9 protein-coding genes and 1 pseudogene are annotated in these 11,708 nt (G+C 55.8%); all 10 read right to left on the bottom strand.

Features of this window, described 5'->3' with window-relative positions:
* Positions 1 to 99: 99 nt before the first annotated feature.
* On the bottom strand, positions 100 to 339 hold the full coding sequence (gene ccoS, locus ACF8AM_RS15125; protein WP_392556434.1) for a cbb3-type cytochrome oxidase assembly protein CcoS: 240 nt from the start codon (positions 337 to 339) through the stop codon (positions 100 to 102).
* Entirely contained in the window at positions 336 to 2,837 is a 2,502-nt protein-coding gene (locus ACF8AM_RS15120) for a heavy metal translocating P-type ATPase (protein ID WP_392556433.1), read from the bottom strand. The genes ccoS and ACF8AM_RS15120 overlap by 4 nt, the downstream gene beginning before the upstream one ends.
* Before the next feature lie 9 nt (positions 2,838 to 2,846).
* Positions 2,847 to 3,668, bottom strand: coding sequence for a sulfite exporter TauE/SafE family protein (locus ACF8AM_RS15115; RefSeq protein WP_392556432.1), 822 nt, complete (start codon positions 3,666 to 3,668; stop codon positions 2,847 to 2,849).
* 1 nt (position 3,669) lies between these two features.
* Positions 3,670 to 4,203: a FixH family protein gene (locus ACF8AM_RS15110; RefSeq protein WP_392556431.1), complete on the bottom strand. Its 534-nt coding sequence runs from the start codon at positions 4,201 to 4,203 to the stop codon at positions 3,670 to 3,672.
* Positions 4,204 to 4,205: 2 nt separating this feature from the next.
* Positions 4,206 to 5,720 carry a cytochrome c oxidase accessory protein CcoG gene (gene ccoG / locus ACF8AM_RS15105; RefSeq protein WP_392556430.1) on the bottom strand — a complete coding sequence of 505 codons (1,515 nt, stop codon included), beginning with the start codon at positions 5,718 to 5,720 and terminating at the stop codon, positions 4,206 to 4,208.
* 11 nt (positions 5,721 to 5,731) lie between these two features.
* On the bottom strand, positions 5,732 to 6,349 hold the full coding sequence (locus ACF8AM_RS15100) for a cbb3-type cytochrome c oxidase N-terminal domain-containing protein (RefSeq protein ID WP_392556429.1): 618 nt from the start codon (positions 6,347 to 6,349) through the stop codon (positions 5,732 to 5,734).
* Positions 6,346 to 6,522, bottom strand: coding sequence for a hypothetical protein (locus ACF8AM_RS15095; protein WP_392556428.1), 177 nt, complete (start codon positions 6,520 to 6,522; stop codon positions 6,346 to 6,348). The genes ACF8AM_RS15100 and ACF8AM_RS15095 overlap by 4 nt, the downstream gene beginning before the upstream one ends.
* A 63-nt stretch (positions 6,523 to 6,585) precedes the next feature.
* A complete protein-coding gene (gene ccoN / locus ACF8AM_RS15090; RefSeq protein WP_392556427.1) occupies positions 6,586 to 8,973 on the bottom strand; it encodes a cytochrome-c oxidase, cbb3-type subunit I in 2,388 nt (795 codons plus the stop codon).
* Between the two features lie 395 nt (positions 8,974 to 9,368).
* Positions 9,369 to 11,072, bottom strand: a complete 1,704-nt coding sequence (locus ACF8AM_RS15085; RefSeq protein ID WP_392556426.1) for a sigma-70 family RNA polymerase sigma factor — start codon at positions 11,070 to 11,072, stop codon at positions 9,369 to 9,371.
* Between the two features lie 211 nt (positions 11,073 to 11,283).
* A pseudogene (locus ACF8AM_RS15080) lies at positions 11,284 to 11,708 on the bottom strand (DNA primase); the annotation flags it as partial.

The following is an 11,708-nucleotide window of genomic DNA, read 5'->3' as shown; positions in this document are numbered from 1 at the left end:
AAGTCATGGCGGGCGTGGCGGGTTCCGTTTGGAATTTTTAGGATGCGCCGATTCATAGGCGCTTTATCGGTCAACCCGAGACCAAATTTTGCTCAAAATTCAGTGCGAGCGATCCTGGGCAATTTGGGCCGGATCGGTAGCTCTGTCAGGGCTCACTTCGCTCGTCGTTTGTGCGCCGGTGTCTGAGTGGCGAGGGAGGCTGTCTTCATCGATCAGGATTCGAACGGCAGGTGATTCCAGGTCGTCGTACTGACCGCCGCGAATGCACATGATGCAGGCCAGCATTCCACCTGCTCCGAGGAGCAATGCCAATGGCAGCGCAATGAAGAGAACGCTCATGGTTTTTTCTCACGAAAAATGGGCCAGGCGAGTGTGAGGCCGAGCACGGTGACGGAGCTGATGGGCATCAGAATGGCCGCGACGAGTGGACTGATGCGGCCTGTCATCGCGAGGCCGACCGCAATCACATTGTAGCTGAGCGAGGCGGTGAAGGCCGTGTAAATCAACGCCTGGGTTCTCCGCGATGCTCGAATCAAATCGTCAATTGCGACGATGTTGTCAGAGGCGACATAAATGGGAGCAGCCTGAAGGCTGATCTCCGCTCCTCCGCGGACAGCGATCCCGACATCGGCTGCCGCCAGCGCCGCCGCGTCGTTCGCACCATCGCCGACCATAACGGTTGATCCCTGCGAATGGTCTTGGACGCATTTTAATTTCGCTTCTGGTGACAGGCCGCCCAGAGCGTGTGCGGGATCCAAACCCAGTTGCTGAGCTACATGGGTGACGATCTTGGGGTGGTCACCGGAGAGGATGCCGACGTGCCAACCTTGGTTGCGAAGTGAATCCAAGAACCCAGCAACGTTCGGTTTCAACGGATCGCTGATGGCAAGAACACAGATTGCAATGCCGTCGATTGCTATCACGCTGGGACTGGCCGATCGATTGGTGCAGTGTTCGCACGCGGCTAAGATTGGATCGTTGATCGCAACATGGTGTTCTCGCATGAACGAAAGGCTTCCTACCAAGATGGAGTGCCCGTCGCTGGTGCCCGAAACACCACCCACGTGGACTTGATCGAGTTTCGCGTTGGTGGGAATGTCCAGATCACGCCGATTGGCTTCGCGTTGGATGGCGATCGCAATTGGGTGCTCGCAGCCTCGTTCAACCGCTGCGGCGTGAGCGATTGCGGAGGCATCGCCTTCGACAAACTCGGCTCGTGGTTTGCCTTCGGTCAGTGTTCCCGTTTTATCGAACCAAATCGTTCCAACAGACGCTAGCGTTTGCAGTGATGAGCCATCTCGAATCAAAATTTTGCGTTTCGCGGCTCTTCCCAGTGCTACCGCGATGGCCAGTGGAGTTGCCAGGGCCAACGCACAAGGGCAAGCAACGATCAGCAACGACGTCGCATGCGATGCCGCAGGACCGAATCCATCGCCCAGCCACACGAGAAACGTGATGATCGCGAGCAACGTAACAATGACCACGAAATAGCCACCGATTGAATCGGCCAACTGAACGATGGGCGTCTTTTGCGAAGCGGCTTCTTCAACCGATTGCATGACCTGACCAATGCGGCTGTCACGGCCCACTGAGGTGACCCGGACGTCCAACGGGCTCTGCAGGTTCACCGTCCCCGCAGAAACGGATTCACCGACCTGAACCGATACGGGCAGGCTTTCTCCAGTCAGCAAAGACTGGTCGATCGAAGATTGTCCCGCCAGGATCACGCCGTCGACGGGAACACTCTGCCCCGCCATCACGCGAACGGAATCTTCGGGACGCAAGTTATCGACGAGGACTAACTCGGTTTGACCGTCGTTTAAAATGCGTTGGGCGTGGCGCGGCGTGATCCGTAGCAACAAGTCCACTGCTTTCGCGGCTCGGTGCTGTTGATGGAATTGAATCCAACGACCGATCAATAGCAGGAACACCAGCACAGCTAGAGAGTCAAAGTAGGACTCCCCCTGCCCTGTGATCGCAGCAACCAATCCTGCCATCGTGCCAACAGACAGTCCCATCGCGACGGGCAAATCCATGTGTGGCGTTCGAGTTTTCACCGACGCCCATGCACCTTTGAAAAACGTCTGCCCGGGCAATAGCACCGCGGCCAGTCCCAAGCCGGTTCCCATCCATCTCAGGAAGGACCAGTGCTCGGCCTCCACGTCAGAAGCTTCACCCGCATACAGCGCGATGGCGATCCACATTGCGTTGGCTGCACAGAATCCTGCGAATGCGATTTGGATCAGAAGTCGATGATTCTCTTGTCGAAAGTGGTCTTCGCGTATTTCGGGGAGCGGCGACAGTTCGTAGCCCAGGCGATCGAGAGGTTGAGCGATACGACTGAGCGATATTCTCTTGGGATCGAACACGACACGCATGGTGTGTTCGCTCATTTTCACACGAGCGTCGAGCCAACCCGGCGTTCGCGTGGCGACGTTTTCGATCAACCAAGCGCAGGCAGCGCAGTGCAATCCATGCACCGCCAATTCGCACATCATTGTCCCGTCTGGTTGCTCGATGGGTTGGGATGCACCCAGGTAATCCGCTCGATCAAAGACCGTGTATCGTTCGTGCGGGGCGCTCTCGGAGGGTGGTTGCCCGACACGATCGATCGGTTGGCCGCCGCCTGCCAACTGTTCGCGCAAACCATAGTAATTTTCGAGCCCCCATCCGTGGATCAGCTCGTAAGCACCTCGGCATCCGTTGCAACAAAACACGGTTTGGGGATCTGCGTCCCGGTGCACGTCGGTTGGTTCACCGCAATGGATGCACGGCAAGGTTGTGTTGGTCGACGAAGCAGCTGCCTCATCTTTGGATGCGTCCAGTTTCGAAGACATGACGTGCGATCACTCTTCAGGCGATTCGCAAGGAATGCCCTCGGCGCAACAACATGGCAGCGGCGTTTCGGTCAATTCAGACAACGCTTGTTGGGAATTCGTTCCGTCCAAATCCAGGTCGACGCCTGCGCGGATGTCGGTCAACGATTGCAAATCGGCGAAACCACGTCCTGATGCAGTGTAGCCGCCGGTGATGATCAAAGTTGCGGCCGCAGCTGCCGGGATGAACTTGGTGAATCGCCGTGACAACGATTGGGTGCCAGCGATCAGGGCGGTGAGTGCCGGCACCGTCCCCAACCAGAAGGCGGCCATCACCAAACCACCGTTGAGGGTTTGGCCCGTTCCCGCTGCGACCAAGGCAAACAGATACAACCATCCACACGGCAGTAACGTCGTCAACATCCCAATCGTCAGGGCTCGTCCCGCAATGGGCAGCTTGAAGATCAGTGGCCGCAACCGAACCAGAACTCCTCCGATCCGAGACGGCGTGACTGGTTTGGGCGTCGCGCGATTGACGGACACAATTTGCCACAGCTTCCAAATTCCCAGTGCCATCATGATCGTGCCCACAACGCGCGCGGCAGCCAACTGGACGCCGAGTGTTTCGCCGCCGATTTCGACCAGGCTGCCGATCGTGCCGGCGATCAATCCGGCCAACACGTATGTCAGCAGACGCCCAAGGTGGTACAGCGTGGTGGACCAGACCACGGTCGATTTGGGTTGCTTCTCGCCTGCACCGCTGGCCCAAATCGCGAGTGGCCCGCACATGCCGACGCAGTGCATACTGCCTAATAAACTAGCCGTGACCACGGCACTGGCTAACATCCACATTTCAATTTTCCAATTCGAGTGTGCGCGTCAACGTCATTGGCTCACCGGCACCACCGATGCTCACTTCGATTTGCCAAAGTCCCTGCTCTGGCATGGATGCCATGCCCAGGTAACGTCCGTCGCCAGTGTTAGGCAAATCGATGGCCTGGAACGCACCCGCATCGGCGTGTCGATAGATCATTGTTTCGACCTGCAGATCGTCGAGTGGTTCACCCCGTTCGTCGTGAAGTTCTACCGAAATGGCTCGCTGGCCTTGGGCATCGGAAACGTTTGAGACAATGACCTCAGCGTTCCATCCCAGACGGTCCGACGCAAGCGACGCACGATGCGATTTGTCCCAGTTCAGAGCGGCTTGGTGATAATCGGGGACCACCGCCAAGGCAGGGTCACCGATCGCGAGTTTCAACGCGGTGCCAAGAATGGTGGCCTGAATGGCGAAGAGTAGCAACACCAAGGAAATGTAGAATCGTTTGGCACGACGCTCGTCCTTCTGTTGCGTTTCAACGGATGGTTTGGAATCGGTTTGGAATGACATGATTAACGACGTGGCCCCAGGACCTTCATAGAGATGATGCGTTCGTTGCCGCTTTGATCCTTGACCGTCAGTTCGATGGGCTCGTTCCCATCGCCCATGGTCATCGATGAGGGAAAGTTCAATCGAAACGGCAACAGTTTGGATTCAGCGGGTTCGAGTCGTTGAGCGTCTGTGTCGATGATTTCAACCTGAATGCTCGAGAGATTGGCTGACAATTCGTACGTTTGAGGGATCTCGGTCCGATTGACCAATCGTAAGTTGAACGCATTGGAGACTTCCTTCGCCCCGAGCAGGGAATAGGGAGCCCCACGACCGCGAAGGATTCTCGCGTCGAATCCGCTCTTGCTAAAGATCGCCATGGCCAGCCCCGAGAAGACGCCCACCAGAACAATCGGGTAAATGATCGTTCGCGCACGAAGGAGTTTCTTGGGCTTTCTCGCGATGGCGTCCTGAGAACTGTAGCGAATCAGCCCCTTGGGTTTGCCAACCTTGTGCATCACATCATCGCAGGCATCGATGCACTGTGTGCAGTTGATGCACTCCATCTGCAACCCGTCACGAATGTCGATTCCGGTTGGGCAGACGACCACGCATTGATGGCAGTCGACACAATCACCGGCCACTTTTCCGCGGACCAGGTCGACTCCTTTTTCGTCATCGTGGGTTCGTTTGCCTTTGATGCGAGGTTCGCCGCGAACGGGGTCATAGGCGACGATCTTGGATTGCTCATCCAACATGACCGACTGGAAGCGTCCGTAGGGGCACGCGATCAAACACAGTTGTTCTCGGAAAAACAGAAAATCGAACAGCATCAAACCGGTCGTGCCCGCCATTACCAGGAACGCGGACGGGTGGTCGATCGGTGAGCTGCGAACCCACTGGGACAATTTCTCGGTGCCGACGAAGTATGCCAGGAACGTGTGGGCAAGGAACATGCAAAGCACAACATAAACGGCAACCCGAGCGATCTGCCAAACCGGGCTGATCCCGCGTGCTGGTTTTCCGCCTTTGCCCAAGGTGCCATCGAAAAAGCGATCGATGGGGCGGAACAAAAATTCCATGTAGACGGTTTGGGGACACGCCCAACCACACCAAGCTCGACCGGTGATCGCCGTGATCAGGACGATGCTCACGAACACGCTGAGCATGAACAACGCCAGAACCAACGTGTCGGTGGGGTAGAACGTTTTGCCTAACACCGTGAATTCACGAGCGGCAATGTCCAGCAAAATCAGAGGCTTGCCACCAATCCGCAAATGAGGGATCGCGACAAACACCACCATCAAGATGTAGGCTGTGACGCGTCGGCGTTTCCACCATTCACCCATCGAAAGTTTGGGGCGAAGCCAACGGCGACTACCATCGGCCTCTAACGTGCTCAGCACATGTTCCTCTGGCTTGAGCAGCGATTCGTTGTCCTGAGACCCGCCGCCGCCAGATGTCCCGTCGCGATCCGCTGCGTAACAAACCTTGCAAGGTGAAGGCGAAATGAGAGGCAACGAGGTTCGCGTGGACATTGTACTAGGGCTTATTCTTCGGGGGTTTCAGGGTCTGATTCAACGGGTTCGGGCCATGGAGGGATGGTTTTGCCCTCTGGGCCTCGACTGCTTTCGATATTCTTGCCACGCAGGGTGGCGACGTAGGCGGATACCAAGACAACCTCGTTGGGGTGCAATCGGTCCGCCCACTTCGGCATCGCTCCGCCACCCGCACCGTTGTTGATGACTTTGGCGATGTCTTCGATGTTCTTGATGTTCTTGAAGTAATCGTCGGTCAGGTTCGGACCGACTTGGCCTTCGCCTTCTCGGCCATGGCAAGAGATGCAGTTGGCTTTAAAAACGGATTGACCAACTCGAACCCAGTTGGGTTTTTCCATGTAAGCGACCAGAGTCGCTTCATCGGGTTTGAGGTCACCGATTTCCTCGAACTGCAGGCGTGTGTTCTCTGCCAACGCGACGCCGTATAGGTCTTCTACGGAACGACCAGCAGTTCCGTTGTGGTAGTACAAAAAATAGAAGGGGCTAAAGACAATGGAAGCGATGAACAACCATTTCCACCAACCGGGCAGTGGGTTGTCAAATTCTTCGATCCCGTCGTAAGCGTGATCTGTCTTGGGCGCGTTGTCGTATTCTGTCACTTGGCTCATGGTCGTGGATCCTCCACCTCGTCACTCAGTGGAATCGATGCAAATCGATCGGTTGCATTTTGGGAAAGTCGGAGTGTTCCGTAAGTCATTGTGGCGAAGGCAACGACGAACAGAGCGAGTGCCAATTCGGCAAACGATGAATAGTCGAGAGCACTGACAAGATCTCGGATCATGACGTTCTCACAGAAGGGTGTTGGGTGAGCGTTGGAAACGCATTTGGATCAAACTTTGGGGGGCTACTTCGCAGCAACCGTTTGCGAATGAGCAGTCAGGTTGGAATCCTGACTGGCGACCTCTTCGGTGGTTTCAGCTTCTTCGCCTTCCGCAGCTTCGGGATCGGTTGGCTCCTCGGTTGCCTCAGGTTCTTCTGTCGCGAACAAGTCGACGCCCACTCGTTGCAAGTAGGCAATCAAGGCGATCGCTTGCTTCTCGTACGCTTTGGCTGGACCACCTTGAGCGACGATGTCAGCGGCGATGTATTCGGCTTGCTTGTAAGCGACTTCTGCCGTGTTGTTCAGTTCTTCTTCGGTGTATTCGGCACCCAGGTACGAGGCGACCTTCACATGAGGAGCAATCGCGTCGTAGTTCATTTCTTCGGTCAACAGGTGACCGTAGTCCGGCATCACGCTGCCAGGAGAAACGTTTTCTGGGTTCTCAAAGTGAGTCCAGTGCCAGAAACTGCTCTGCTTTCCACCTTCACGAGCGAGGTCGGGACCGATGCGACGGCTGCCCCATTGGAATGGTCGGTCGTAGATGAATTCACCGGGCTTGCTGTATTCGCCGTAACGCTTCGTTTCTGAAACGATGGGACGAATCATTTGAGAGTGGCAGTTGTAGCAACCTTCTGAAACGAAGATGTGTCGTCCGGCAAGTTCCAGCGGCGTGTACGGCTTGACCGTTGCAATCGTCGGCACGTTGGACCGAATCAAGAACGTTGGAATCACCTCGAACAAGGTCGCAGCGACAACGGCGAGAGTCGTGAAGACCGTGAAACGGACGGGCAAGCGTTCCCAGCGACGGTGCCAACCCATCTGGCTCCAAATACTGACCTTCTTGCCGACTTCGAGCACGGGAGCACCTTCGATCGGACTTTGTGGCTCAGGCGTGTGATCCACATAGTGCTTGGTCAGACGAGGTGCGGTGTGCACTGGGGTTTCGTATTCGGCGGGACGTCCCATCCAAGTCATGATGGAGTTCATGCCCAACATCAGCATGCCGCTGACGTACAGCACGCCGCCAACCACTCGCAGCCACCAAAGTGGAACGATGGACTGGGTGGTTTCAATGAAGTCCGGGTACATCAGGTGGCCGGTGTCATCCATGGCTCGCCACATCCAACCTTGCATCAGGCCAGCGGCGTAAATCGGGATGATGTAAAGCAGGATCCCGATGGTTCCGGTCCAGAAGTGAAGGCTGACCAGTTTCTCGCTCCACATCTTGGTTTGGAACAACCGTGGCAGCATCCAGTACAGCATCCCAAACACCATGAACCCGTTCCAACCCAGGGCACCCGCGTGAACGTGAGCGATGGTCCAGTCGGTGTAGTGGGTGAAAGCGTTGATCGATTTGATCGACAGCATTGGCCCTTCAAATGTGCTCATGCCGTAGAACGTGACGCCGACGACGAAGAACTTCAGCACCGGGTCGGCTGCCACTTTGTGCCAGGCACCACGCAACGTCAGCAGACCGTTGATCATGCCGCCCCAACTGGGCATCCATAGCATCAGACTGAATAGCATCCCCAGCGTGCTGGCCCATTCAGGCAGTGCCGTGTAGTGCAGGTGGTGAGGACCGGCCCAGATGTAAATGAAAACCAGCGACCAAAAGTGAATGATGCTGAGCTTGTAACTGAACACAGGGCGTTCAGCCGCTTTGGGCAAAAAGTAGTACATCAATCCCAAGAACGGTGTCGTCAGGAAGAACGCGACCGCGTTGTGGCCGTACCACCACTGCATGAATGCATCTTGGACGCCGGCGTACACGCTGTAGCCTTTGAACCAGCCCGCAGGAATGACCAAGTTGTTGAACACGTGCAACAGTGCGACGGTCACAATCGTGGCGATGTAAAACCACAACGCGACGTACATGTGTCGTTCTCGACGCTTGATCAAGGTCATCAAAAAGTTGCCGCCGAAGATGAACAGCCACACGACTGCGATCAGCAAGTCAATCGGCCATTCCAATTCAGCGTATTCGCGACTCTGTGTGATTCCGAGTGGCAGCGTGATGGCGGCTAAAACAATGACGAGTTGCCAGCCCCAGAAGTGCATGCGGCTGAGGACGTCGCTCCACATGCGAGCTTTGCAAAGCCGCTGGGTGCTGTAGTAAACCGCGGCGAAGATCCCGTTGCCTGCGAAAGCGAAAATCGCGGCGTTGGTGTGCAGGGGACGCAGACGTGCAAACGTGAACCACGGCATACCGCCAGTGATCGACGGAAGCACCAGCAACACGGCGACGATCAAGCCGACCAGTGTGGCGACGATGCCCCAAACAATCGTTGCCGTCGCAAACAAACGGACAATGCCGTCATCATATTGAAACTGTTCCAGCCGAACTTCTTCTGTGCCGGAGTCCGATGACAAGGCTGCGTCACCAGGACCGTTCGTCGGCGTACCAGTCGCCATTTCTATCCTCTGATTTCCTTAGTTGAACAGCATTCACACCCGAATGCGGCAACAGCCATCAGCCAATCACCAAGGCATCGGTGATAGGTGAAGGTCACCTGTCTACCATTAAAAACTTACTCGTCGCAAAAACCCATACCGTCGCCTGCAGAATTGCGTTTCCGCGACATTACGCCACGGAAATCACGCTTGGACAGGGAAGGCGGTTGGCGGGCCGAGCGAAGGCGAGCCACCGCCGCGTTGTATCACAAAATTCCAATTCGGGGTGCGGGTTTTGTTTCTCTGGAAACCGATTCCAACAAAAAAACCTTTGGCAATCCGTCTCTTGCAAGACGGTTCGCCAAAGGCTTGGAGAAGTTCACTTCGCTCGATCGGTGCCGAACGCGAATGCTGGGCTAGGCAGCGGGTTTGAGGTAGGACGACAAACGTTCGGCACGCGATGGGCTTTGCATTTTCGCGACGGCTTTGGCTTCGATTTGACGCACTCGTTCCCGGGTCACTTTGAAGATACGTCCGCACTCTTCCAAGGTGTAGCTGTATCCATCGACCAAGCCGTATCGCAAACGGATGATTTCGCGTTCCCGGAAGGTGAGTGTCTTCAGTAGCTCATCGATCTTGTTGCGAAGCATGCCACTGGCGGCGATACGGACCGGGTTGTCCGTTTCGCTGTCTTGGACGAATTCGCCAAAGCTGCTGTCTTCCCCCTCGCCGACAGGTCGGTCAAGGCTGACGGGGTGGCGGCCGATGTCCATCACGCGGCGGACTTCTTCGAGTGGCACATCGGTCGCTTCGGCGATGTCTTCGTAAGTGGGTTCGCGACGGAGTGTTTGGGTCAGTCGCTTTTGTGCTTGGCGAAGTTTGCTGAGCACGTCGATCATGTGAACCGGGATGCGGATCGTGCGAGCTTGGTCAGCGATCGCGCGGGTGATCGCTTGGCGAATCCACCAAGTGGCGTAAGTGCTGAATTTGAATCCGCGACGATATTCATACTTGTCGACCGCTCGCATCAGGCCGGTGTTGCCTTCTTGGATCAAGTCCAGGAACGACAGGCCACGATTGCGGTACTTTTTCGCGATGGACACAACCAAGCGAAGATTGCCAGCGCTGAGTTCGCGTTTGGTGGCTTCGTATTGATCGAAGTGGCGGCGAACCTTGGTCATGCGGTTGTGCAGGCTGGTTGGGCTTTCCTGCGTGACGAGCATCAATTCGCGAAGTTCTTGACGCAAGTCCGCGGCTTCATCGCGGCTCATCGCGTCGTTGCCAAGTTCAGCCAATCGCTCGCGAATGAACGTCATCCGGCCGGAGATTTTTTCGAGTTGATGCAGCAGCGGGGTGACGCGGCGGCTTCGCAGCGACAGTTCTTCGACCAGTTCCAGGCACTTGCGACGGCGACGCAGGAATTGCTTGCGAACTTCCGCTTTCAAGCGTGGCGATGCACTGCGGCGAACCAAGATTTCAAAGTCCGCTTTGTTCTTGGCGATCAGGTCGTTCAGCGTCCGCAGGTTGTGCGGCATCCGCTGGGAAATTTGCTCTTTGGTCAGTCGCTCGGTGAGTGAGACTTTGATCGTGCGGTCAAAGGGCAGTTCACCGGAGTGGACCTTTTGCAATGTGTCGACGGTCGCTCGCAAGGCATAGTCGGTTTCCAGCAGCGAGCGACGGTATTGCTTGCGAGTGATTTCGATCTTCTTTGCCAGTGCGATCTCTTCTTCGCGAGTCAGCAAAGGGATCTCAGCCATTTGACTGAGGTACATGCGAATGGGATCTTCGCTGGCCTTGGGCAGGTCGGCTGACGAGAAGCTTTGTGACGCGACTTCGTTTGCCAACGCTTGTTCGGGAGTTTCTTCGTCGACGCCCATTTCAGTCGGACGCAAGTCGCGAACGTTGGGAGCGGGGCGACGTGCTGCAGCGTCGCGGGCCTTTTTTTCCGAGGCTTCGATCAGTTGGATGCCGCGGTTTTCCAGAGCCAACAGGAGCGAGTTGAGCTTCTCTGGGTTGACGTCTTCGTCGGGCAGGTATGCGTTGACTTCATCGTAAGTGAGGAAACCATCCTTGGTTCCACGGGCGATGAGTTGCGAAAGATCTTGGTCCATCAATTGCATCGGAAAAACCTCCTGTTATGGGTCACGTTCCTTCATGGAACGGTCAGTCAAGCTGATTGTTTGCGGGAACCTGAATCACGTGATTCAGTTCAGGCATGACTGGAGTGTCGTGTTTGAAATCTTTTCAAATGCGATTCATCATGAATCGCGAAACGCTTCAGTTGGGTCGGGTGTCTTGGCTCCTGTTCGTGGTTGCCGTGGTGGGTTTGCGTTAGCGAGGTGTTTGCCGAATTCGCTCGGCGGCAAAGAGTTGTTCTAACATCGCGAGCTCCTCCTCTTCGGGCAAGGACGCGGACTGTAATTTTTCGATTTGTCGGGACTTCTCTGCGTCAAATTCTCGTTCGCGAAAACGAGTCAAGATCGCGGTGTATCGTACGTGTGGCTCGTCTAAAACGTGTCCTGCTCGTTGTTCGATGCGGTCTTGCAACGTGATGATTTGATTTTTCAAAAAATCATTTTCGAGCAGGACAAGCACAGAGTCGACGTCGAGGTCGCGGCCTTGCAGATCCAGGTCTTGGTAAGCAGACAACAACATCTTCGCGGTGTTGGAATGCAGCCAAGATGGGTCGATTGATTCCACGGCCATCGCGGCAACTTCTGGCGACTCGATGAGCGTCTCGAACAGTTCACGGTCAA

Origin of the sequence: Rhodopirellula sp. JB055 (assembly GCF_043100905.1) — a bacterium.
Lineage (GTDB): Bacteria > Planctomycetota > Planctomycetia > Pirellulales > Pirellulaceae > Rhodopirellula.
Note: the sequence above shows the minus strand (reverse complement) of the source record. Positions and strands in the feature narration are given on the sequence as shown.

Coding starts and splice junctions, on each gene's coding strand:
- ccoS (WP_392556434.1), bottom strand. CDS start 339: ATGAGCGTTCTCTTCATTGCGCTGCCATTGGCATTGCTCCTCGGAGCA.
- ACF8AM_RS15120 (WP_392556433.1), bottom strand. CDS start 2,837: ATGTCTTCGAAACTGGACGCATCCAAAGATGAGGCAGCTGCTTCGTCG.
- ACF8AM_RS15115 (WP_392556432.1), bottom strand. CDS start 3,668: ATGTGGATGTTAGCCAGTGCCGTGGTCACGGCTAGTTTATTAGGCAGT.
- ACF8AM_RS15110 (WP_392556431.1), bottom strand. CDS start 4,203: ATGTCATTCCAAACCGATTCCAAACCATCCGTTGAAACGCAACAGAAG.
- ccoG (WP_392556430.1), bottom strand. CDS start 5,720: ATGTCCACGCGAACCTCGTTGCCTCTCATTTCGCCTTCACCTTGCAAG.
- ACF8AM_RS15100 (WP_392556429.1), bottom strand. CDS start 6,349: ATGAGCCAAGTGACAGAATACGACAACGCGCCCAAGACAGATCACGCT.
- ACF8AM_RS15095 (WP_392556428.1), bottom strand. CDS start 6,522: ATGATCCGAGATCTTGTCAGTGCTCTCGACTATTCATCGTTTGCCGAA.
- ccoN (WP_392556427.1), bottom strand. CDS start 8,973: ATGGCGACTGGTACGCCGACGAACGGTCCTGGTGACGCAGCCTTGTCA.
- ACF8AM_RS15085 (WP_392556426.1), bottom strand. CDS start 11,072: ATGCAATTGATGGACCAAGATCTTTCGCAACTCATCGCCCGTGGAACC.